Here is a 23,023-nt window from a genome sequence, read left to right as displayed (position 1 = left end):
TGTCAGCGGTCTTGCCGAGGCAGCAGGCCAAATTGGAGGGTGGATGTCGCCGTGCCATCCTTGTGCTGCGTCAGTGACAGCCGCAGCCGCTGGACGGCTCCGCCCGCCGCCCGTTCCCACACCCACTGGGCGTCGCGCGTCTTGGCGGAAGAGGGAGCCGCGATCTGCTGGAACGCGGGCGAAGCCTTCGCCGCCCATGCGCCGACTTGTTTCTCCAGCTCCCCGATGCGTGCGATCGGGACGCTCGCCGCTACCCGGCAGGCCGAACCCGGCTCACCAAGGTCACGGCCGACAACCAGCACGGCCTCGGCAAACTCGAACAGCCACCAGGACATTCCTGCGCCTCCCCCCAGCGCGGCGCGGTTGTCGCCCGTGACTTCCAGGAAGCCAGCTGCGCTTGCGGTTTCGGCCAGCGATTCCCCGCGTTCGATCACGGGAACGCAGACATCACCCAACCCGGCAAGCACGAAGGTGCCAAGGCTGGGCGCATCGTCCTGAGCCCGCGCCGGCGCTGCCGCGCAAAGCAGCAGCGCGCAGCCACCGACGACCAGATTAAGCGCGGAACTCAGCATTTGCCGCTGCCGCAGCGATGATAATTGTCCCACCATGCCTTGTCCTTCAATCTTTGTTCGTTGCTGCGATTATCGCCATTCCGGGCGGCCGCGCCGACGCCGGAAAAGGGCAGGGTCCAGTTCGTCGAATCCCGCGCCCGTGCCGCTGCGGCCTGATCCAGTTGCCGCTGCTGCTGCGGCGTCAGACAGGCATGGGGATTGAGGTCGCAGAAGGCGGCTTCCCAGCGGCCGTTGACAAATGCCTGTATGTCCCTTCGCCCCGATGGTTCGGTTCCAAGGTCGGCTGTCGCTGGATCGTTGATCACGACACGAGCGCCATGGGCATAGAGGAATTCATAATCCCGCGCGCCTTCCTCGACATAGATCATGCGCGCGCGCTGTCCCTGCTCCGCCCGCAGCAGCGTACGCTTGCGGCCGGGGCGGCCGGGATGCGGCTGGCGCAGGATCACGACGCGATAGCCGAACCCCATGGCCTGTGCTTCCCGGACAATGACATCGATCAAGTCTCCGGCTGCGGGCAGGATCGCCTGACGTGGGGCATAGGGCGTGTCGAGTTGCGGCTTGAGTATGGTGATGCGGCAGGCGGGTTCGGGCCTGCCGTCCGAGCCCGGCCCGAAATCGGCGGCGAGGAAGAGCACCGAGCCCATCACGTCGCGATAGAAATTCGCGCCTGTCTGCTGCGGCGAAGGGGAAAACCCCGCATCCGTCGCCAGCCGCGCGAGATTGCCTCCCTCCTCCGCTGACCAGCAGACATTGAAACTGGAAAGGACGGCCCTTTCGGTGGGACCCAGCGCTTGGGCATGAGTGGGCGCGGCGGCCAGGCCGATCCCTGACAGTGTCGCCGACAGCACGGCGATGAACCTCCCCGCCCCCTTTCCACGGCTGCGGTTCAAAGACAGCTTTTCCTTTTCGATCATAAATCTCCCCTCAGAGGTTCAGCGCGTTGCGGGAGCGATTGCGATGCTGTCATTGATCGCCTTGAAATCGCGCGCCTGCCCCGGCCAATAGACGTTCGCCGCCGACTGGCTTTTTACCGCCATCGTGCACTGCATCTCATATCCATGCTTTCCCGCCGCGAATGTTGTCATCTGGGATATGATGCGCGGGAATTTTTCCATGCTGGGCAAGGTGTAGGCCGCGACGCAGACCTCCCGCGGACCGAGCGGCGCATTCTCCAGCAAGGCGCCATAAAAGGTCATGTCAGTGGCCGATGACGGATAGATTGCCGCCTCGCAGCGTGCTCGTCCATCGACCTTGCCGCCATCAGCACTCGCGCGGCTGGCGGTGAGAAGCCCCCTTAGCCGATCGCCCTGGTTTTCATAGCGGCGCCGCATCACGCAGGTCGTGACCCCTGCCAATACAGGAAATGCCGAGTCGTTATTCATCAGCATGGGCCGGGTCAGCACAAAGAGCTGGTCGCCGGTCAGCGGCCTGTCATTGGCCGTAAAGCTACGCATTGGATCATCGCCTGTGGGAAAGGCGATCGAAACGCCTGCGGCCTTGTCGATCCAGTAGCGCGCCAGGGCTTCGGCGGCCCCCGCCAAACCCGCCGTCAGGATCGTTCCGATCAATGCGCCGACCACGATTATCGAACGCCTTTTCATTTCCTGGCCCCCCTCCATGTAACGCTTAGCTTCGCGGGACATGCTGCCGCGCATGGCGCCGGGCGCCGCTTCGGCGACCGGCCAGTGAACCTGCGCAGCGACTTCGCTGGAGGCCGCCGGCGAACAGTTGAAAATGCAAGGTTTTGACGCCCGCCATGTGCCGCCGAGCACCGCTGCACCCGCGAGGACGACGGCCGCCTGCTTCACCTCCGAGCCTTTCTCAGTTCGTCGACCGCAACCTGATTCTGCAAGGCCAGCGCCTGAAGCGCCAGTCGCGCATAAGCTTCCGGATCGACCTCGAAACGGCCGGTCGCCGTGAGCTGGCTGTTATAGCCGAGACGCCCCTCCCAGGTATCGACGCCGGCACCGCCTGTACTCGTCGCACGCGCATCGCCGCCCCGGCCGGATACAAGACCGAAATCACCAGGCGCCTCCAACGAGCCGTCAACCTTATATTCCATGAAGCCGCCATGCTGGCCGACGCGCACGCGCCACGGCTCCATCGAGAAGCCGCCGATAACCGGTCCGCCGTGGATCATCGGCCGGAACGAAGCCTGCGCACCGCGCGACAGCATCGCCATCGATCCGCCGCCTTTGGCCTGCACATAGGCATAGTTCACAGTGAAGCGCGGGGCGACCATCGTCGCGTCGAGTTCCCGCGTCATGGTGCGGACCGCGCCAAGATTGACCGGCATCGCGCTTTCCGGCCAGGCGGCGAGGCCCGTGGGATGCACCAGCGCATAGGATTGCCGCGCGCCATTGGATGACATCTTCTGGATTTCAATCTCGCCGGGCTTCGCCTTCAGCGAAGTCGCGCCGGACGTGCTGCTCCATTCCCCCTGGGGCACGACTGAAAAGCCTGCTGCGGTCAACCGCTCGACGAGATCTGCATAGGCGCGGTCGGTGATCGCCTGGATCAAGGCAGGCTCCGCTCCCGACAGGACCGTTTCCACGTTGGCGCGCGTATCGGTCGTGCGCGCGGATGCGCTGGCACTGATCAGGAACGACACGCGATAGGATGGAATGAATATGCGCTGACGCACCTTGTCGCCTGCGAAGACATTGCGTGTAAATTTCTGCGGTGGGGCAGACGGAAGTTCGATCGGGGTCCTCAGGGCACCGACCATCTGCCCGGCCTGTTCAGACTGTTCAAGCGCCTGGGCACTGGCACCCACGCAGATGGAGGTGGCCAGCAGGATAGGAATGGTGTGACGCATGAAGACGACCTCCAGTTTGGAACAGAGTCACCTTGATCTAAGACGGAGTCTTGCGGCCCGCGCCCCCCTGAACAGGGGTGCGACCTTGTTCACTCATCGAACACGCTCGCCCGCAGCAATCGTCCCGTTTCGTGCGGCATGCCTACCGCCCGTCCGCGTCTGGACCGAAGGCTCGCTTCCGTGCCGATTTAGGGACGATCCCCTACCGGCAATCCCGCGCCCGCGGCGCCCAGGAGACCTGGAAAGAGTTTCATTGCCACAACGCGGGGTCGATGCCTTTGCATACGTCGGCCATCGACGCGGCGGCATTGCCGTAATCCGCGACATCATACCATTCATCCAGCAGTTCCGATACCTCGTCTTCAGTCCAGCCTTTTGCCGTCAGTACTTCATAAATGCGGCGTTCGATCCGGTCGTAGATCTTCATATGCGGCACCCCGGCAAGCAGCTTGCCCGAGGTTCTAACGGCTTCGCGAGCTTTCGTGACGGCCTGCATGGCGCAGGATAGCAAGCTACGCTCCTCCGGGGTCATCGGTTGCTCTTCGGCGCGGGCCGTGCCGGCCAGGGCGCAGAATGCCGCGACGGCGGTGCAGAATTTCAACCCATATGATGCCATCCATGTGACCCTTTAAGACAGACTATCAGTGATTGGCGGTATCGGGATGCGAGACGGTCGATCCCGCGTCCAGTTTGCGTGCGGCATCCAGCAATGTGTCGTTGCCGCGCAACGCGCCGATGATCGCACCGCATTTCGACATCATGGCCTGTTCCGCATCTCCGCCCGGCAAGCGGCTCTTCACCTCCGCCACGGCCGCATCGTCGCGCCCGCCGAGTTCATCGAGCCGCTCGGCGAACATCGCGGAAAATTCGCGCAGTACCCGGACATTGATGTCATCAGCGCCCTTCGCCGCCGCCCGGTCGGCCAGCAGGTCGAAACCCGCAGCGCAGATACGGACGTCGTCCTTGTTGCCGAGCAAGTCGATATGGCTTGCCAGCAGTAGCGCGATCGTCGTCACAAACATCGCCCATCCCCCAAAGTCGTTCCACGAACAGCTAAACGCCCTCGCGGGACAGAGTCAGGATCAATATGCCGTTCGGCGCCCTTTTCAGTTCCAGCGAGGTTCCGCTCTTTGATCCATCCAACAGGAGATCCATCCCCAATATGGGGTTGTACCGATCCAGATCGAATCCGTTCGCCTGGCCCCAGGCCGCGACATGATCGCTGACCACCTCGGCCCTCGCGCCCGGCCCGATGAGGAGGATGTCGCAATCGGGGCCCCGCGCCTTTACCACCACCATGTCGCTGCCCTGTCCCCATTTCCAGGTGCTTTGAGCAGAGTCGTAGGCAAAGCCCCTTTCCTTCGCGGCGCGCTCAGGGAGGTTGGCCATCGCGAGCCTTATGCCGATGCCGCACAGGTCGATGGCGTCCGCCAGCTTGCTTGCGACCGGGGCTGGGAGTTGCGCCTGCACAGGCGCTGCGCCCGAAAGCACCGCTCCGGCAAACAACGCCGAATATCCCAGATTCTGTCCGGTTTTCGTCATGATCCGTCCCTGCCCCACTCCTACCGCCACGATGTTCCGGCACCGCACGGGTCGCAGATGCGGTGCCGGGACAACGGCCGCTTACAGCTTTGGCAGGGCGCGATCTCTCCCCTGAACAGGGGTATTCACTCGCTGGATGGCACGCCGAGGCCCAGCTTGGTCGCGTGCCAGGACGCCTCCGCCCTGCTGGATATGCCGAGCTTGCGATAGATGGTCTTGATATAGCTCGCGACCGTGCTTTCAGCGAGGCCGAGCGCCGCGGCGACGTCGACATTACGCATGCCCCGGCCGATCAGCGCCAGCACGTCCTTTTCACGTGCTGTCAGCCTTTCATCGGGTTCCGCACTTGGTCCGGTCAGGCGGAAATGCGCCATGATCCGGCGCGCGACAGCGGGCGACAGCGCGGGCACGCCCTCCGAAATCTGGCGGAGTTGGCGCACGACGCTCGCGGACATTTGCTCCTTAAGCAGATAGCCGTCGGCCCCGGCAGACAGGGCGGCGACGATATTGGCATCGTCGGCCATCACCGTCGTGACGACGCAGATGGTTTCAGGCCGTAGCAACCGGATGTTCCGCATGACTTCCAAGCCTGAACCATCCGGCAGACCGAGGTCGATCAGCGCGACGTCGAAGTCGCCGCGCGCAACCGCCGCGATACCCTCACGCATATTGGCCGCGACGGTGATATCGCAGTCGGCGAACGCCTCTGCGGCGACATCGGCCAGCCAGCAGCGGGTTTCAGAGATGTCCTCGACGATCAGAATGCGCTGCATTGTCATGCTTCCACCGGAACATGGACCGTGATCCGCGTTCCCGGCGCTGCGGGCTCGATCGCCAGTCGACCTTTCAGCGCCGCGACGCGCGCACGCATATTCTCCAGTCCATGCCCCGGCACGACGGCGTCGGGAACAAAGCCGCGGCCGTCGTCCTCGACGGTCAGCACCAGGCCATCACCCGCACGCACCAGCGTAACGCGGATCGTCGCGGCGTCGGCATGGCGGAGCGCGTTGCCTACCGCCTCTCGCAGGATCGACCGCATCGCCGGAACGGCGCGGGCCGGAAAGTCGGGCACCATCTCCATGTTCCAGACCAGCGTCAGTCCGGCGCTCGACAGAAGGTCGGCCATGTCCGCGCGAAGTTCGGCCATGAGTTCGTCCGGCGTAAGGCCCTGCCCGGCGCTATTGTTGATGATCTCGCGCAGGTCGACGAGCGTGTCGCGGATAAGTGCGTCCTTGCGTGTAGCGTCGCGGCTGTGCAAGGCACCGAGCAATTGGACGCCGATATTGTCGTGCATATCGCGCGTGATGCGACCCCGCTCCGCCGCCACCCCCTGTTCATAGGCGATGCGGCTGTCCAACGCGTGGGCCAGCATTGCACAGAGCTCGGCGGCGCGCGATACATCGCGCGGTGAAAAGAGTCGGCGGCCGTGCATGGCATGGTCGAGTCGCCGCGCGGGGAGCGCCCCGATAGCCGGGATAACCAGTGCCGTCCCTTCCTCCAGCAAGGTCGGCGCGCCGCGATCCGGCCCCGGCGAAATCCGTAGCGGGCGAAACACCGTATTCAACAGGGCTTGCCAGCGCAAATCGCGATCCTTGTCGGACGGGGCGAGCGCCACTTCGATCATGTCGGGAAACCATGCCTCCTGTCGCGGTTCGCTGCGCCCAGAAAGCCGGCGTGCCAGCGTGTCACGCAGCGGCAGATAAAAAATGGCGACCAAGAGCAGTGCCAAGCCGAACGCGGGGGCACGGCCGATCGCGATCCACGAGATCAGCATGGCGTCGACCAGCAGCAGCAGCGCCGCCGCCGTCATGTAGAACAGGATGCGAAACGCCCAGCGATCAAGGTCGAACAATCGATAGCGAGCCACGCCAAGTGCCAGCCCGACATGAATGAGCAGGAAAAAGATGAAGGCGTAGGATTGCGGCAGCAGCGGCGGCAGCCCGATCAGGCTCGGCGCGATGACGGTCAGAGCAAAACTGCCTGCACCGACCGTGATCGAAAGGCCGAACCAGCGTATGATGGCCCTTGCGCCCGGATCGCCCGATGCCCGCAAATATTGCAGGGCGGCGCACGCTATGATGGCTGCCATCGACAACAGGATCGGCAGATGAACCCCCACCGGCGGTCCGCCCAATATTTGCAGGGAATCGGCGATCCACCACGGACCGAGGATGAAGAAGGGGGCATATCGCCACCCCCCCGAAACGAGCGGTCCCGGATAGCTGAGGAGGAGCGCGATCATCGCAGCGGCGAACATCAGCGCGCCGCCGTGGTTCAGGATCGACAGGAACCGAAACAGGCCACCGTCGATCGCCAGTTCGCGCGTGCTATAGAGTGCGGCGGGAAAGGTGGCGAGGAGAATTGCAAAGCTGGCGAGCGCGAACAATGCGGTTGCGGGGTCGCTGCGGCGCAAGGACCACACCCATGCACCCACCAGCCACGCCGCCAGCCCTACGCAAAGCTGAACCCAGAACTCGCCCGGCAAGTCTCCCAGCGGCCGCAGTGTCGAGGGTGTGACGGTGGCGCTCTTATTGTCCGTGCCGCGAAGCGTCACCGTCGCTTGTCGCAGCGTCCGGTCGATCTCCGTCTGGCGGGCGAAGAAGCGCGCCATTTCATCATAGGTGGCGGCTATGTCGGGCTCGTCGACAAGGTCGTTCGCTTCGATCGTCACACTCTCCTCACCGGCTCCTTCGACAGCAATGAGGCGCTGGGGCGCGGTGATGCCCTGCGCGGGTCCGTCCGCGCGAACGTGGGCTATCCGGATTTCTCCGGCTGGCGTGCCGGTGATAGCGACGCCCAGCCATGGCTGATGGATCGTGAGATACAGCAAGGCGACGACGGCCACGACGCCCATCAATACGGTCCCGATCAGGATCGCCGCCGGTGGAAAGCGTATCGTCATGCCAAGCAATCCCTGTCCCCAAGTCCATGTCGCGTCATGATCGGCTTTGTACCGTTAAACGGCAACGCGCCATCCCCCGAACGGGGTTATTGATGGCGCCAGACGTCCAAAGCCGAACTGTTCCAGCTCTGTCCGCCGGCCATATTTTGACCCTGGGCTATCTGAAGATTGTCATTACGACCGGATTGAGTCGTCGACGAAGCGAAGAAGAACATTTAGCAGCCGCCTCACTGGTGAACGTCGGCACCTCAATTTTGCCAGCGCGACGGCCGCAGAAAATTGAACAGCGAGGGATGTAAGAAGTGAAGCATATCAGGTACGGACTCGGTTCAGCAGGCCAGTCGAGGCGTTACGCCATGCACAGGCGAGCCATGGTTGGGGCGGCACTGATTGTTTGCGTCCTGAACCCATCGGGCAGACTGCTGGCGGCCGAAGAACAGGTACGTCGTGACAGCACGATCTCGCCTGGTCGAGATGAGTTCCTGGGCAGATTTCTAGACTATTATGTAGGATGGGCGGGAAAAATAGAGGAGCGCGGTCAATCGACAGGAACGCCTCTGGATCCGGAGCAGACGCGCCTTGCCCTGGAAATCGGCATAAAGCATCCCGAAAGAGTGCGCCTGGTCTTTGTCGATGAAGTTCCCTTCCCAACGGACAATCCCGAAATCAAGCTTGCAGGCGAGAAATTCGGCTTCATCGGTCCCGGGATTACCAACAATGCGCAGGCTTTTGGATACTCGGTCTGGATACGCAATGGCTTCTCGCTCGATCGACCGCGCCTTGCGCACGAGCTTGTGCATGTGATGCAGATCGAGCGAAGCACCGGCTTCGCCGCCTATGCGCGCCAATATGTATCAGAACTGCTTCAATATGGGCATGAAAAATCTCCGCTCGAACTCGAGGCATATGAGGCCAATCGAAGATATGCCGACTGATCCGGCTTTTGGCGCATCGGCTTGCCTGGCTGATTTTATTGGCACCGACAATGAGGCTCGCTCGATGTCCAAAGTTCTCCTGATGTAATTTCTGGGGCCGCATCGCCGCGCTCCGGCGGCCACATGGAGGCGTGTCCCGACAGCGGGCATGGAGGATCGCCTGCAACAGCTGCCGCAACCGGCACTGCCCCAGGATCCCAGGGCGTCGGCGCGCGCAATTGGAGACAGCCGCTTTTGGGGACCAAAGAAAGAGAACGGACATGCTGCAACGTCCCAAAGCGCTCGCTATCGACGCTATCGAGATTTGACCGAAAGACTTCCATGTCTTCCGCTCACCTGAAGCTATCGCTACGATGGCAAAGGGTCGTGCAAATTGGGGATGTCATGACCGTGCAGCGCTTTTTCCTTGCCTTGGCCCTTGCTACCGGCTTGCCTGTCGCAGCCACTGCCCAGCCCTGCTTCGATGCGGCCGGGCTCGTACCCTATGGCTGTCCGACGGCGGTCAACTATCTCTACAGGCCCCAGTCCAATGGCCAAGTGATCCTTAACGACGAAAAGGGGAAGCCGCTCTACCGAGCGGTGGTGGTGCCCGGCGCGAAGAAGAAGGATTTGCCGCTGGTCGGGATCGCCGACATGAGCGGGCGAGAGATCGTACCGCCGCGCTTCGAGCGCGTCTATGCCGTTGGCCGCAATCTCGCAGTCGGAGAGGCCCCGCTGAACCCGAAGGATACCGCAGAATCGCAGCGCGCCTTTCTGATCGATCTCCGCACGGGCGAATATCGTCCAACGCCTTGGCGGCGCATCATCACGACCTTGACATATAATGCCGACGGACCGCCCTGGCTGATGGGCGTGCTCCCGCACACGCGCATTCATCCCTATGATGTCGCGATCCTCACGCCGATCGGCACCGACACCAGCCTCAGGGTCGACAATTTCAATCCCTTCTCCGGTGGCACCAAGGTTCTCACCGTGCCTTATAATCTTCTCGAAATCGGCGGCGCGATCGTCAACGAGCGCGGCGAGGATCCGTTCGCGGGCATGGAGATGGTGAAGGTCGCGAGCGGGTTCGGCTATTTCGTCAAGCGCGGCCCGCCGCCCGCCGAGGTGAAGGGCCCGGGTGCGGGGCCGCTCCTGACCCCGATCGGCAGCGACTTACGTCCGCAGACGCATCCTGCCGATGTCATCGGTATGGTTCAGGCCGGATCCTGGATGTGGATCATCCGGCGCACCCCGAAAGGTGTCCGCTTCTATCAGCATGTCGGCGGAAAGCCGATCCTCGCGGCGCCGCCCGTCGGCGAAGCCTATCTCGATCTCTATGTCGACAAGGATGGCGATGTCGCGGTGCGCACGGCGGCAGGCTGGATCGATCCGTTCCACCGCAAGCCCTTTCCGACCGCCGAAGCCGTGCTCGCGGCGCGCAAGGCCGAAACCAGGGAGTTCGTAGCCGCAGTTAGGGCCGAGGAGAATGCCCGCTTCGCCGCGCAGGCACGCGCTGAGGTCGATGCGAAAGCGGCGCAGGCCGCCGCGGCGCAGGCCTATCGCGAGCAGGTGCGTGGCCGCATCCGCGAGGCTAAGGCGGGGCGGCTGACCGGCCTCCCGCTTATCCTCCTGCAGCGCGATGTGATGACGGCAGGGCTTGAGGGAGAATATGAAAGCGCGGGCATGACGCTCAGCGACGACATCCGGCGCGAGATCTGCTGGCAGCGCCAGTCGGTCGTCTGCAGCAGCGCTGCCGCGCCCTCGTCTTCTTCCGGGTCGAGCTTCGTTCCGTCATGGGAGAAGGCCTTCGAGAATGCGCGCGCACTCAGCCAGCGCCAGTATCAGGAGAATTGCGCCGCCGCGGCCAAGGGCGCCAGTCGCATTTGCACAAAATATTGATAAGTTGGCCGTTGCACGAACCGCTGCGCGGATTGGCGCTAGCCTCGATGTAAAGCAGCCCTTCGAGCGCATCGCCTGATTGAACGTGGGCTGCCGCAGGCAGACCCTTTCGGCTCCTTCACCTGAGGAGTCGAACGATGAATGAACTTATCCAGATTGGCCCGATCAGCCCGCTGCGCCAGCGCCTGATCGACGATATGACCATGCGCCGCTTCTCGAAGGAGACGCAGCGTAACTATCTGCGCGACGTTGGGAGGTTCGCGACCTGGCTCGGGCGCTCGCCGCACACCGCAAGCGCCGAGGATATCCGGCAGTTCCAGATCGAGCAGCAACAAGCCGGCGTCCCGGCGCCGACCATGAACAGCATCGTCGGCGCGCTGAGGTTCTTCTTCACGCACACGCTCGACCGCCCCGACCTCGCGCGCAAGCTGGTCCGCACCAGGCAGGTACGCAAGATCCCGGTCGTCCTCACCATGGCCGAGGTGAAGCGCCTGCTCGATGCCACGCGCTCCTTGAAGCACCAGGCGGCGCTGTCGGTCGCTTACGGCGCGGGCTTGCGCGTCGCCGAGGTGTCGGCGCTCAAGGTCAGCGATATCGACAGCAAGCGGATGCTGCTCCGGATCGAGCACGGTAAAGGCGGGCGATACCGCAATGCCATGCTGCCCGAAGGGCTGCTCCTGCTACTGCGCGACTGGTGGCGCGCCGGGCGGCAACAGGGCATCCTCGTCCCCGACGGCTGGCTCTTTCCCGGACAGAGCACAGCGGCGCCGATCAGCACCCGCCAGCTCTACCGTGTCGTCGTCGAAGCCGCTGAAGCAGCAGACATCGACAAGCGCGTCGGACCGCATACGCTGCGCCACAGCTTCGCCACCCACTTGCTCGAGGACGGTGTCGATATCCGCGTCATCCAGGCGCTGCTCGGCCATGCCAAGCTAAACACCACCGCCTTCTACACCCAGGTTGCGACGAGGACCGTTCGCTCGATCGTCAGCCCGCTCGACAGGCTCGCGCTCGCATCGCCCAGCGAGGAAGCGCCCGACGGCTGAGGTCGATGCGCGCCTCACTCGAGGTCGCCGACATCTTCCGCGCTGCCGGGCCAACCTACCGCGCCGCCCATGCCGGGCATCTGAGCCTGCACCAGCTCAAGATCATGTCGGCGATCGAACATTGCCGCACCGCCGCGCTCGGCGGGCATGTCGAGGCCTGCACCGACTGCGGGCACTGGCGGATCGCCTATAACAGCTGCCGCAACCGGCACTGCCCCAGGTGCCAGGGCGCTGCGGCGCGCAGTTGGCTCGAGGCGCGCGAGGCCGATCTGCTCCCAGTCGGCTATTTCCACGTCGTGTTCACCCTGCCTGCCGAGGTTGCCGCGATCGCCTTCCACAATAAGGCGCCCCTCTATGACCTGCTGTTCAAGGCCGCGGCCGATACGATGCTGACCATCGCCGCCGACCCGAAGCACCTCGGTGCCCGGATCGGCATCACCGCCGTCCTCCACACCTGGGGCTCGGCGCTCACCCATCATCCGCACATCCACATGATCGTGCCCGGCGGCGGCATCTCCCGCGATGGAACGCGCTGGATATCCGCACGCCCAGCCTTCCTGCTCCCGGTCCGCGTCCTTGGTGCCCTGTTCCGACGCTTGTTCCTAACCCGCCTTCGCGCGCTGCACGATGCCGGCAAGCTCGCCTTCTTTGGCAGCCTCACTCATCTTGGCGAACGACGTGCTTTCCTGCGGCACCTCTCTCCCGTCAGGAAGAAGCGCTGGGTCGTATATGCCAAGCCGCCGTTCGCTGGTCCCGAGGCCGTGCTCGCTTATCTCGCGCGCTACACCCACCGGGTCGCCATATCGAACAGTCGGCTCCTCCGGTTCGATGAGGAAGGCGTCACCTTCCGCTACAAGGATTACCGCAAGGCCGGCGCTGGACGGCAGCAGGTCATGACGCTCGGCGCCGACGAGTTCATCCGCCGCTTCCTCCTCCACGCCCTGCCGCGCGGGTTCCACCGCATCCGCCACTATGGCCTCCTCGCCAGCGCACACCGCAAGGATCATCTCGAACGCGCCCGCCGCCTGCTCGATGTCGCACCCCCACCGACCGACGAGCCCGCCGACGATGCAGAGCCCCGACCGACCTGCCCGTGCTGCGGCGGTACCATGATCATCATTGAGGTCTTCGAGCGCCGCTACCAGTCCCGCGCGCCGCCACCGCCATCCCTCGCACCCGGGACACCGGCGCCGTGACCCGGCACGGCCCGTCGCCTTCCTCGTCCAGGGCAGACCCGCGCCTGGAAGCGGACCCGCTCGCGACGGGGCTGCCCAAAAGCAGACGTCGCACCACCAAAATCGGTCCGCCCGCTTTTCGGCGTCCGCTTTTGCGACCCATATGCAGACGGTCCGCTATCGCGCACGTCCGCTTTTCGGCAGCACCTAGCTACCCCACGATCTCCGCAAAACAGCTTTCCCCATAGCTCACACCATGACCACCGCGGTTCGGGCATCGAAGACTTTCCGACGCCTGGCGGCGTCCGAAACTCTCAACGATTTCGGACTGACTGCTTTTAGCGTGCAAACGAGGATAGCGGACGTTTAGCGACAGGCCAAAGCGTTCGCTTCCAGAGGGCGTGGTCCTTGTCAGCGCCGCAAAGCAAGCGAAAGCAGCTTTGCGGCTATCGATGCCGACAATCGTCCCTGTCCGAAGGTATGCCCCAACCAATGCCTCGATCCAATCGACCAGGAGCCGACCGCCACCTAGCTTGCTGAACGTCGTGATTGCACGGCTTTCAGGAGGATCGAGACATGAAACCCGACACTATTGCAACGCCCGACACCTCGGGCTTCGAAGAGCTGGTTCCGTCGCGCTATGCGCTGCGGATCGGCGACATCGATGTGCTTGTCGTCAGCGACGGCGTGCTGCCGCTGCCCACCGAAACGATGGCCACCAATGTGGACCCCGCGGTCCGCGCCGAATGGTTCAAGGATATGTTCGTCGGACCCGACATGTTCGACTGGGCTCTCAATGTCCTCGTGCTGCGCAGCGGCGACAAGACCATCTTGGTCGATGCGGGCCTCGGCGGCCAGTTCCCCGGTTTCCCACGCGCCGGCCAGTTTCCCAAGCGGCTGCAGGCCGCGGGGATCGACTTGGCATCAGTCACCGATATCATCATCACGCATATGCACATGGATCATGTCGGGGGGCTGCTCGTCGAGGACGTGAATCGACGGCTGAATCCGGACGTGCGCATCCATGTCACGGCCACCGAAATCGCCTTCTGGCAGACCCCCGACTTCGAACAGACGGCGATGCCTAACCCCGTTCCCGAGGTTCTGCGCAAGACGGCTACGCAGTTCATCGATGCCTATGCCGACAAGATCATGGCCTTCGACGAGGAGTGCGAAGTGGCGCCGGGCGTGGTCGCAAAGCTGACCGGCGGGCACACGCCGGGGCACTGCGTCGTCCATGTCGCATCGGGTGGCGAGCGCCTCACCTTCGCGGGCGACGCGCTCTTCCCCGTCGGTTTCGACCATCCCGACTGGCATAACGGCTTCGAGCATGATCCCGAAGAATCGGTGCGCGTGCGCGTTCGCCTGTTGCAGCAAGCGGCCGCGAGCGGTGAGTATCTCGTCGCGACGCATTTGCCCTTCCCTTCGGTGGGCCGCGTCGCCGCCGATGGCGACGCCTTCCGCTGGGTCGCTGCCTTCTGGGATTTCTGATCTCCAGCCGAAGGCTCCCCCGGGGGCGTACCGACCGATCGCGCCGGTATGCCCCCAACCGGCAGAACACCGCCCCCTCCAGTCCAGGGAATTCGAAATGCGGCATCCGTGCGAGCCCGTCTCGCTGCACGCTTATGGTCCGTCAGGCCGAATGCGCAGCAAGCCTGTCTGCAAGAAAATCGGTGAACAATCGGACGCGCAGCGGTGCAAGGCGGCCGAAAGCGTGCAGCGCCTGGACGGGAACCGAGGCGAGCGGATCGTGCGGGAATATCTCGGCGAGGCGTCCCGCGGCAAGATCGTCCGCCACCGCCAGCCGAAGCAGCTGCGCAATGCCGACCCCGCCGAGCGCCGCAATCCGCATCGCCTGACCCGAATCGGTGTCGAGTGCCCCTTCGGGCAGCAGATCGGTCCCGTCGGCGAAGCGAATGGGATAGGCCTGCGACCCAAGCCGATACCGGATATGCGGCAATTGCGCGAGCGCTTCGCGCGTCGCGGGATGGGCAACGCGTTCGAGCCATTGAGGCGCCGCGACGAGGATGAGCGGCAGGGTCGCAAGACGTCGCACCATCCAGTCGACATTCCCCATTTCGCCGACACGCAACGCCACGTCATAGCCTTCGCGGATCAGGTCGACATGGCGATCGGTGATACTGATCTCAAGCTTGATCTCGGGATAGCGCGGGACGAATTCCCGGGTGAGCGCTCCCATCAACGCGGGACCGAGCACGCCGGGAATGCTGGCGCGCAGCACCCCCTGCGCGCGTTCAGCCCCCTTCAAGGCGTCGCCGGCTTCGTCGAGGGCACGCAGCAGCGGGGCGATGCGCTCGTAATAGGCGGTCCCGTCGACAGTCAGCGTCAGCGAACGGGTGGACCGGAGGAAAAGTTTGACGCCGAGGCGTCGTTCGAGCCGTTCGACGCTCTTAGAAACCGCGGAGGGGGTGGTCCCGGCAAGACGCGCCGCGGCGCTGAACGAACCCGTCTCGACGGCGCGCACGAAGGCTTGAAGTCCGGTCGTCGGTTCGAGGCCAGCGGTCATTCGATAGTTTTTAGCAAAAATGATGTGCCTGCCTCCAGTCTAATTTTCCGAACTGGAAAAGCCAAATCCATCTCCGTCTTCAACCACAGAGGTGAATTATGGACAGTTTGAAGGGAAAGGTCGCCGTAGTAACCGGCGGCAACAGCGGCATCGGTTTCGCGAGCGCGAAGCTCTTTGCCGAGCAGGGCGCGCAGGTGGTGATCACCGGGCGGCGCCAGGCCGCACTCGACGAGGCAGTCCGGTCGATCGGCCCTGCTGCGGTAGCGATCTGCGGCGACGTCGCCGACCCGGCGCACCACCGCGCGGTCGCGGACCTTGTTCGCGAGCGTTTCGGCGGTGCGGACATCTATATGGCGAACGCCGGAGTCAACACGATCACGCCATCGGGCGAGGTGTGCGAAGCCGAGTATGACACCCAGTTCGGAATCAATGCCCGCGGCACTTTCTTTGGGGTCCAGGCGATCGCGCCGCACCTGCAGGAGCGAGCCTCGATCATCCTTGTCGGTTCGCTCGCGAGCGACAAGGTGCTCGACGGCCACGCCGTCTATGCCGGGACCAAGGCGGCGATCGCGGCGTTCGCGCGAAGCTGGGCGCTCGAATTCAAGGACCGCGGCATCCGCGTCAACATGCTCAGTCCCGGGCCAACCGAAACCGAGATCCTCGGCAAGCTGGGCGTGGCACCCGAAGAGCGTGGCGCCTTTGCCGAGATGATGGCGGGCGCAATCCCGCTCGCGCGGCTCGGCCGGCCGGAGGAACTCGCGCGCGCTGCGCTGTTCCTCGCGTCCGACGCCAGCAGCTTCGTGACCGGCATCAACCTCCGCGTCGACGGCGGCATGGCGCTGCTCTGACTCATCCCCAAACATCGAAGGAAATAAGCATGACCCAATCTCCCGTCGAGCCCGCCATCGCCGCCTTGATCCACGACGTCGTCCATGTCGGCAGCGCTTGTGACATCGAAGGCATGGAAAGGCTCTACACGCCCGACCAGATTTTCCTGGTCCTCGGCAGCGACGGAGAGGTGACCCGAATTCTTCGCGACGATTCGATCGCTGAATTCCGGTCGCGTCGCAACGCGGGCGAAGCGCCGCTTTCGACCGAACATCGGGTGCTTCACGTCGAGCAGCAGGGCGATCATGCGACGGCGATCCTCTATCGCCGCATGAGCTCCGACGCTCCGCCCGCGATGTACGAGCTTCGCATGCGCAAGGATTCCGGCACCTGGATGGTCGCCGGTGAAACGGTGACGCCTTGGCCGGGCGGCATCGATGGCGCCTTCCTCCCTCCCCGGAAGGGCGCCTGACTGCGGGGCGCGCGCGGCCCCGCCCCCCCAGCCGCGCGCGCCCCAATTTTCAAACGACAGAAAGGAACATGCGTTGAAAAATCTTGCTTTCCCCCTCTCGCTCGGCGCGCTGATCGCAGTTGGCACGGCGGCGCCCGCGGCGGCCCAGACCTTCGAGGGCCCTTATGTCGGGGCGCAGGCCGGCTGGAGCCAGAATCGGCTGGGCTCGGTCGCGACCGACCTTGGCACCGCCACGATCAACGACAGCCGCGATGCGGCGACCGCCGGCATCTTCTTCGGCTATAATCTCCAGCCAGCCGCCAAGGTCGTGCTGTCGGCCGAAGGGGCGGTCAATTTCGGGTTCGACGACGACCTGTCGCGTGCGCAAAAGGACGCATCGGCCGCGATCAACCCCGAATATGGTTTCGACCTGGGCGTCCGCGCCGGTTACCTCGTGACCGACAAGACCCTCGTCTATGCGCGCGGCGGTTATGAGAATATCCGCACCAGGGTGCAGATCCTCGATCTCGAAGGTCCGCGCAGCGGCAAGGACAATCTCGACGGTTGGTCGGTTGGCGGCGGCATCGAACGGGCTGTCACCGACCATATCTCGGCGCGCGTCGAATATCGCTACAGCGACCTTGGCAGCGGCGGCACCAAATGGGATCGGCATCAAGTTCTGGCGGGCGTCGCCTGGAATTTTTGAGGATCGCTCATCCCATCCGAAAACTGAATTTGGCGGGCAAGGCAAGGCTGAAATGTCTTGCCTTGTCAAACGCGGACAAATATAATCCGCGTTATGGCGCACATGACCGTAAGCGTGGAATATGGGCTGCATTGCCTGCTGGGCCTGATCGATGCGGGCGATGCGCCGCGCAGCGCCCGCGATCTGGCTCTCTTCCAGGGAATTTCGCCGAGCTTCGCGGCCAAGATTTTTGCCAAGCTGGAGAAGGCGGGGATCGTGACGGCAGCGGAAGGCGTGCGCGGCGGATATCGGCTCGCGCGGCCGGCCCATGCGATCAGCGTGCTCGAACTGGTCGATGCGATCGAGGGGCGCAAACCCTTGTTCGACTGTCAGGACATACGCGGGCGTTGCGCTCTGTTCGAGGACGGCGCGCCCGAGTGGGCGACGCGCGGCATTTGCTCGATCCATGCGGTCATGCTCAAGGCCGAAAAGGCAATGCGCGACACGCTGGCGAGCGAGACGCTGGCCGACATTGGCGGCCGGCTCGAGCGCAAGGCCCCCGCCGAGTTCGGCGGCGACACCAAAGCCTGGTTCGACGCGCGACTCGCAAGACGGCGGTCGCGCCCGTCGCAAGCAGAGGATAGGCTAAGATGATCCGACCGGCATGCGAGGAACAGCCGCCGCTCGTGCTGGTCGTCGACGACGATGAGGACGTTCGCACCGCAATCAGCGAGCTGATGTTATCGGTAGGGATAGAGGCCGAATGCTGCGCCTCGACCCGCGACCTCATCGAATCGCCGCTTCTCGATCGCGCGGGCTGTCTCGTCCTCGACGTACGAATGCCGGGCGCGAGCGGGCTCGACCTCCAGCAGCATCTGGCCTCTGCGGGTGTTTCCAAACCCATCGTCTTCCTGACCGGGCACGGCGACATCCCCATGTCGGTGCAGGCGATGAAAGCCGGCGCGGTCGACTTTCTGACCAAGCCGGTCCGCGATCAGACCTTGCTCGATGCCGTAACCGCGGGGATCGAACGCGACATTGCCGAGCGTGCCAATGCGCAAATCGTCCATGAACAGGTCGAACGCTATGCGACGCTGACGCCGCGGGAAAGTCAGGTCATGCGCGAAGTCGCACTGGGGCGGCTGAACAAGCAGATCGCTTACGATCTGGGCATAACCGAGATCACTGTGAAACTGCACCGCAGCAATGTGATGCGTAAAATGCAGGCCGCTTCGGTTGGCGAACTGATCCGCGCGTGGGAAAAATTGCCGGCGGAGGTGCGCGAACCGGCCCCGGCCTAGACTTTGGTATGGTTATAATGGCTTACAAGCTGCGCGACATTGACTCCATCGGCCAGCGAGGCCGCGTGAAAGAGGATGCCGCCGCTTGTCCCATATGCCGACCGTCGCGATCGTGGACGATGACGAGGCCGTTCGCGAAGCCCTGGGCGACCTTCTGATGGTCTCGGGGCTCGCCTGCGAATGTTTCGAGGGCGCTGCCGAGTTTCTTGCGGCGCGCCGCGTCCGCCAATTCGATTGCCTTGTGACCGACATTCGCATGCCGGGCATGTCAGGCATCGATTTGATCGAACGATTGCGCGACGAGCGCGCAGAACTGCCGGTGATCGTCCTATCGTCGGTGCTCGACGAAGCGACGCGTTCCCATGCCCTCGCGATCGGTGCGCAGGCGTGGCTCACCAAGCCCGTCACCGACGAGCATCTGCTGGGAGCGCTCGCGCAGGCAATCGCAAGTTCAGGTTCGAGCTCAAAGCGGTGACGGCGACCCTCCTCGACCCGCTTGAGAGCGATGTGAAGGGCATCGCGGAACTCGCATCGGAGAGCATCGTCATCCTCGATCCCGCCGGGATCATTCGCTATTGGAACCCGGCCGCCGAGCGCCTGTTCGGCTGGCCCGCACTCGCCGTTTGCGGGACCGATGGCACCCAGCTGTCGCCCGCGCCAGGCGACGAGGCGAACGCCTGGTCGCAATTGCTTCAGGAAGGCGCGTGGGAGGGACGTGTTCGGCGCCGCACGCGCGACGGCGACGTGCGGGTCGCAAGGATCCGGCGGCATCTGCGTTACGACGGCGCCGGAACGCTGCGCGACGTCGTCGAATATGCCCGCGCGGAGCCCGAGGCACCAGGCTGGACGGGAGCGCACGACCCAGTCCCTGATCGGTCGATGGCGGCGAGTTGGGAAATCGACGTCGCGCCCGCCGCCAACATCCTCGCTCGTCTCGCCCCCCGCGCGCCCGGCGCCGACACGTCCGAGCGCGATGAACTTCTCCACGGCCTCGTCAATGCCGCGCGGATCGTCGAGGTCAACGATCGGACCGCGAGACTGGTTGGCGGCAACCGCGGGCGGGCCCTGATGGCCGGACAGTCGGTCGCGGCTTTCTGGCCTCTCGAAAGTCGGACGATCCTTGCTGATCTCATCCTCGAGGCACGCGCCGACCGCGAGTGCCGCAGCGTCCAGCGCCGCCTTGCCTCCGACGGCATCCTGCGCGATCCGCTCGTTACCGTGTGGCGCGCGGGCGACGATCGACCGGACCGGTTATTCGTTGCCGTCGACGGCGTGGCCGACGACGATCGATCCTACCTCTATCTGCGCGCCAGCGAGGCGCGCTACCGCAAGCTCATTCACTATATGCCGGTCGCGCTCTGGCAGGTCGATGCGAGCCACATGGGCAAGATATACGCCGAGTTGCGCTCACGCGGTGTCACCGACTTTGCAGGACATCTCGACGATCACCCTGAACTCGTCGAATTCGCAGCGGCGAGCGTTCCGGTCACCGACGTCAATCGATGCGCGATCGAACTCGTCGGCGGTGCCAGCGTACAGGACTTAATCCGGCCCGTCGGATATCTGTTCGCCGAAAGCCCGGACTCGCTGCGCCGCGTCATGATCGGGCGATTCAGCGGGCGCAAGAATTACAGCGAATATATGAAGATACGCGCGCTTGACGGTCGCCTGCTCGACGTCCGCTTTTCGGTTACCTATCCCGAACCGCTGCTCGAACTCGATACGACAATTTTCAGCCTCGAAGATGTGACGGAACGACTCCGCATCGAGACCGAGCTCAGGCAACTCCAGGCCGATTTTAGCCACGCCGCGCGCATCTCGACCCTCGGCGAGCTGACCAGTTCGATCGCCCATGAAGTCAATCAGCCGCTGGCGGCAATCATGACGAATGCCGAGACGAGCCTTCGCTGGCTGGCGCGCGACGAACCCGACATCGGCAAGGTCGCGCAGCTGACAACGCGGATCGCGACGAGCGCGCGCCGCGCCGACGATATCGTCCGCCGCATTCGCAGCATGGCCGTCAAGCAGGCACCCGAACCGGTACCGATCGCGCTCAACGACCTCGTGCAGGAAAGCCTCCTCTTCGTCCGCCACGAGATCGAAACACGCGGCATTCGCGTGACGACATCCTATGCACGCCGCGTTCCGAAAATCGTCGGCGATCGCATCCAGCTCCAACAAGTCATCGTCAACCTGCTGATCAATGCGGCGCAGGCGGTCGAGGCATCGTGCGAGGCCGACAGGGAAATCCATATTGCAACGACGGCGGGCTCAAAAGGCGAAGCCGTGCTCACTTTGCGCGACCGCGGACCGGGAATCGACCCTGACCATCTCGGCCAAATCTTCGACGGCTTCTTCACTACGAAGCCGCAAGGGATGGGAATCGGCCTCGCAATCTGCCGATCGATCGTCGCGGCGCACGGCGGCGGAGTGTCAGCCTCAAACCATCCAGAGGGCGGCGCGGAATTTCGCGTCCGCTTGCCGCCCGCGCGTCAGGCATCATGATCGAGCCGGCTGGCCTGTTCGCCGGTCTGGCAATCGGCGTCGCGATGGGCGCGCTTGTATGGCGGCGCCATGCCCAACCCCATATCCATGCGGACGAGGCGATTCATCCCGGAGACCGCCAAGCCATTGCACAGGCAGAAGCACGCGCCTTTTGCAGCGGCGTGCCGCAGGTCGTCAGCTACCGCCAGCGCTCGCCAAGGCACGGATGGCGATGGCACAAATATCGTGCCGAACCTGCCTATTCCTCCAATGTCACCGTACGCCCCTTGGTTCACGACCCGCACGAAGACTGGGCGCTCGCCACCTCGCTCGGGGAAACCGGCGATGCGGTAAACGCCGCGAAGATCATCGAAGACGTCTACGGCTCTGCCTTCGCCTTCGACGCTGAAGGACGCTTCACCTATGCGACCCCCATGGCCCAGACATCGCTTGCGATGACATTGGACGATTTCAACGAGCCGCTGAGCGATGCGGCTTTCCTCGACGGCGGTGACCTTGGCTGGAAGAGGGGCGTGCATCCGGCAGACTATGACAGCGCTTCTGCCGAGCTGCGCCGTTGCATGCGCAGCGGAACACCGTTCAACTATGAATATCGCGTGCTGCGGGCAACCGGCGAATATGTTTGGCACCGCTTCGCGATCCGCCCTGCACGCGCCGACGACGGCCGCGTTACGGGTTGGTACGGCACGGGTTTCGACGTCGATGTCTTCCGACGGACCGACGCCGCCCTGCACGAGAGCGAGCGCTCCCTGCGCGAACTGCTCGAGACTGCGCCCGCTCTTATCTGGTGCATGACGCCCTCGGGCCGGCCGATCTACTTCAGCCGCCACATGCGCGAATTCCTCGGCTTCGACGTCGCGGCGAAGGACGAACCCGATGTTCCGCGATTGCAAAGCCTGTTGGGCGCCATCATCCATCCCGACGATCTCGACCGCGTAAACGAGCGTCTCGATCATTCGCTGCGCACGGGCGAGCCCTATGCGCTCACCCATCGGCAGCGCCGCTTCGACGGGATGTTTCGCTGGGTCGAAACGCGGCTCGCCGCCATGCGCGACGAAGCCGGCGAAATCGTGCAGTGGAACGGCGTTTGTCTCGATATCCACGACCAGATCCGGGCGCAGGATGAGCTCCGGCAAGCGCAGGATAAACTCGCGAAAGCCGGCGAGGCGGCGAGCCTCGCCGAGCTCTCGGCATCGATCGCGCATGAGGTCAACCAGCCGCTCGCCGCCATCATGACCAACGCCCAGGCTTGCCAGCGGTGGCTGGCCGGCGACGAGCCGAACATCGCCCGCGCGCGGGGCATCGTTGACCGGATCGTGCGAAGCGCCGAATCCGCAGCCGACATCGTCAGCCACATCCGTGCCCTTTTCCAAAATAGCGCCGGTCCGCGCCGATCCACCGACCTCGGCGCGCTCGTCGGCGAAGTGCGAGACCTCCTCGCCGAGCCCTTCGCGCAAAGTCGAACATCGCTCGACATTCGGCTCGCCCCCGGCCTTCCACCCGTCGCAATCGATGCCGTCCAGATCCAGCAGGTTCTCGTCAACATCCTGCGCAACGCAATCGAGGCAATGGCTGCGAGCCCGGAGGGCAGCCGAAAGTTACGGCTGGAAGGAGCCGTTGAGCGCGGTCGCATACGGATCGATATCACCGACACGGGGCCAGGCCTTGCCGACCCCGATCACGCGTTGGAAGCCTTCTTCACGACCAAGGTGCACGGCATGGGAATGGGTCTCGCCATCTGCCGCTCGATCGTCGAAGCGCACGGCGGCCCACTCCGAGCCAACAACGTCGAACCCACCGGCGCGCGCTTCACCTTCACCCTTCCAATAGCGAAGGGCGGCGACGACTAGTC

The 23,023-nt window shown here is 64.1% G+C and carries 24 protein-coding genes and 1 pseudogene; 15 read left to right on the top strand and 10 right to left on the bottom strand.

The genetic code is table 11. The annotated features are described in order from the left end of the window. Nucleotides 1-2: 2 nt before the first annotated feature. The 9 genes from ACVENA_RS06325 to ACVENA_RS06285 form a co-directional block, all read right to left on the bottom strand. Entirely contained in the window at nt 3-572 is a 570-nt protein-coding gene (locus ACVENA_RS06325; protein ID WP_242777710.1) for a hypothetical protein, read from the bottom strand. Continuing rightward, entirely contained in the window at nt 566-1,489 is a 924-nt protein-coding gene (locus ACVENA_RS06320) for a hypothetical protein (RefSeq protein WP_449328065.1), read from the bottom strand. Before ACVENA_RS06320 ends, ACVENA_RS06325 begins: the two co-directional genes overlap by 7 nt. 18 nt (nt 1,490-1,507) lie before the next feature. Next, nucleotides 1,508-2,383 carry a hypothetical protein gene (locus ACVENA_RS06315; protein WP_242777707.1) on the bottom strand — a complete coding sequence of 292 codons (876 nt, stop codon included), beginning with the start codon at nt 2,381-2,383 and terminating at the stop codon, nt 1,508-1,510. Next, nucleotides 2,380-3,393, bottom strand: coding sequence for a hypothetical protein (locus tag ACVENA_RS06310; protein WP_449328064.1), 1,014 nt, complete (start codon nt 3,391-3,393; stop codon nt 2,380-2,382). The genes ACVENA_RS06315 and ACVENA_RS06310 overlap by 4 nt, the downstream gene beginning before the upstream one ends. Nucleotides 3,394-3,643: 250 nt before the next feature. Continuing rightward, nucleotides 3,644-4,009, bottom strand: a complete 366-nt coding sequence (locus ACVENA_RS06305) for a hypothetical protein (RefSeq protein WP_242777704.1) — start codon at nt 4,007-4,009, stop codon at nt 3,644-3,646. Between the two features lie 25 nt (nt 4,010-4,034). Then, nucleotides 4,035-4,415 (bottom strand): hypothetical protein, encoded by a 381-nt coding sequence (locus ACVENA_RS06300; protein WP_242777702.1) that lies wholly within the window; start codon nt 4,413-4,415, stop codon nt 4,035-4,037. Nucleotides 4,416-4,446: 31 nt separating this feature from the next. Then, on the bottom strand, nt 4,447-4,935 hold the full coding sequence (locus tag ACVENA_RS06295; protein ID WP_242777700.1) for a hypothetical protein: 489 nt from the start codon (nt 4,933-4,935) through the stop codon (nt 4,447-4,449). Nucleotides 4,936-5,060: 125 nt separating this feature from the next. Then, nucleotides 5,061-5,708, bottom strand: coding sequence for a response regulator (locus ACVENA_RS06290; RefSeq protein ID WP_242777698.1), 648 nt, complete (start codon nt 5,706-5,708; stop codon nt 5,061-5,063). Nucleotides 5,709-5,710: 2 nt separating this feature from the next. Further along, nucleotides 5,711-7,837, bottom strand: a complete 2,127-nt coding sequence (locus ACVENA_RS06285; protein WP_449328063.1) for a sensor histidine kinase — start codon at nt 7,835-7,837, stop codon at nt 5,711-5,713. Nucleotides 7,838-7,929: 92 nt separating this feature from the next. On the opposite strand from ACVENA_RS06285, the gene ACVENA_RS06280 reads away from it, so the two are divergent. From ACVENA_RS06280 to ACVENA_RS06250, 7 genes and pseudogenes are all read left to right on the top strand, one after another. Continuing rightward, nucleotides 7,930-8,136 carry a hypothetical protein gene (locus tag ACVENA_RS06280; RefSeq protein WP_449328062.1) on the top strand — a complete coding sequence of 69 codons (207 nt, stop codon included), beginning with the start codon at nt 7,930-7,932 and terminating at the stop codon, nt 8,134-8,136. Nucleotides 8,137-8,193: 57 nt separating this feature from the next. Further along, on the top strand, nt 8,194-8,772 hold the full coding sequence (locus ACVENA_RS06275; protein WP_242777692.1) for a hypothetical protein: 579 nt from the start codon (nt 8,194-8,196) through the stop codon (nt 8,770-8,772). 114 nt (nt 8,773-8,886) lie between these two features. Further along, nucleotides 8,887-8,994: pseudogene (locus ACVENA_RS06270) on the top strand (transposase zinc-binding domain-containing protein); the annotation flags it as partial. A 207-nt stretch (nt 8,995-9,201) separates the two neighbouring features. Continuing rightward, nucleotides 9,202-10,653 carry a hypothetical protein gene (locus ACVENA_RS06265; protein ID WP_449328061.1) on the top strand — a complete coding sequence of 484 codons (1,452 nt, stop codon included), beginning with the start codon at nt 9,202-9,204 and terminating at the stop codon, nt 10,651-10,653. Nucleotides 10,654-10,790: 137 nt separating this feature from the next. Then, nucleotides 10,791-11,699 (top strand): tyrosine-type recombinase/integrase, encoded by a 909-nt coding sequence (locus ACVENA_RS06260; protein ID WP_257546696.1) that lies wholly within the window; start codon nt 10,791-10,793, stop codon nt 11,697-11,699. Between the two features lie 5 nt (nt 11,700-11,704). Further along, nucleotides 11,705-12,895: an IS91 family transposase gene (locus tag ACVENA_RS06255; RefSeq protein WP_257546699.1), complete on the top strand. Its 1,191-nt coding sequence runs from the start codon at nt 11,705-11,707 to the stop codon at nt 12,893-12,895. A 555-nt stretch (nt 12,896-13,450) separates the two neighbouring features. Next, nucleotides 13,451-14,365 (top strand): MBL fold metallo-hydrolase, encoded by a 915-nt coding sequence (locus ACVENA_RS06250; RefSeq protein ID WP_449327833.1) that lies wholly within the window; start codon nt 13,451-13,453, stop codon nt 14,363-14,365. Between the two features lie 142 nt (nt 14,366-14,507). Here the strand turns inward: ACVENA_RS06250 and ACVENA_RS06245 are convergent, their stop codons facing one another. Continuing rightward, nucleotides 14,508-15,401 carry a LysR family transcriptional regulator gene (locus tag ACVENA_RS06245; protein ID WP_449327832.1) on the bottom strand — a complete coding sequence of 298 codons (894 nt, stop codon included), beginning with the start codon at nt 15,399-15,401 and terminating at the stop codon, nt 14,508-14,510. A 98-nt stretch (nt 15,402-15,499) separates the two neighbouring features. Here ACVENA_RS06245 and ACVENA_RS06240 point away from each other — a divergent pair, with 98 nt between their 5' ends. The 8 genes from ACVENA_RS06240 to ACVENA_RS06205 all read left to right on the top strand — a co-directional run bounded on the left by ACVENA_RS06240 (nt 15,500) and on the right by ACVENA_RS06205 (nt 23,021). Further along, nucleotides 15,500-16,249, top strand: a complete 750-nt coding sequence (locus tag ACVENA_RS06240; RefSeq protein WP_449327831.1) for an SDR family NAD(P)-dependent oxidoreductase — start codon at nt 15,500-15,502, stop codon at nt 16,247-16,249. 29 nt (nt 16,250-16,278) lie between these two features. Continuing rightward, nucleotides 16,279-16,701, top strand: a complete 423-nt coding sequence (locus ACVENA_RS06235) for a hypothetical protein (RefSeq protein ID WP_449328060.1) — start codon at nt 16,279-16,281, stop codon at nt 16,699-16,701. Nucleotides 16,702-16,774: 73 nt separating this feature from the next. Next, nucleotides 16,775-17,386: an outer membrane protein gene (locus tag ACVENA_RS06230; protein WP_449327830.1), complete on the top strand. Its 612-nt coding sequence runs from the start codon at nt 16,775-16,777 to the stop codon at nt 17,384-17,386. Between the two features lie 114 nt (nt 17,387-17,500). Further along, the gene (locus tag ACVENA_RS06225; RefSeq protein ID WP_449327829.1) at nt 17,501-18,019 is read left to right on the top strand and encodes an RrF2 family transcriptional regulator; all 519 of its coding nucleotides are present in this window, start codon (nt 17,501-17,503) and stop codon (nt 18,017-18,019) included. Further along, nucleotides 18,016-18,666, top strand: a complete 651-nt coding sequence (locus ACVENA_RS06220) for a response regulator transcription factor (RefSeq protein WP_449327828.1) — start codon at nt 18,016-18,018, stop codon at nt 18,664-18,666. Before ACVENA_RS06225 ends, ACVENA_RS06220 begins: the two co-directional genes overlap by 4 nt. A 94-nt stretch (nt 18,667-18,760) precedes the next feature. Next, a complete protein-coding gene (locus ACVENA_RS06215; protein WP_449328888.1) occupies nt 18,761-19,141 on the top strand; it encodes a response regulator transcription factor in 381 nt (126 codons plus the stop codon). Next, nucleotides 19,138-21,171 (top strand): ATP-binding protein, encoded by a 2,034-nt coding sequence (locus ACVENA_RS06210; protein WP_449328059.1) that lies wholly within the window; start codon nt 19,138-19,140, stop codon nt 21,169-21,171. Before ACVENA_RS06215 ends, ACVENA_RS06210 begins: the two co-directional genes overlap by 4 nt. After that, nucleotides 21,168-23,021: a PAS domain-containing sensor histidine kinase gene (locus ACVENA_RS06205; RefSeq protein WP_449328058.1), complete on the top strand. Its 1,854-nt coding sequence runs from the start codon at nt 21,168-21,170 to the stop codon at nt 23,019-23,021. The genes ACVENA_RS06210 and ACVENA_RS06205 overlap by 4 nt, the downstream gene beginning before the upstream one ends. Nucleotides 23,022-23,023 lie beyond the last annotated feature (2 nt).

The sequence above is a fragment of the Sphingopyxis sp. 550A genome (assembly GCF_053569535.1).
The sequence above is the reverse complement of the archived record's forward strand: the minus strand, read 5'-3'. Positions and strand labels throughout refer to the sequence as shown.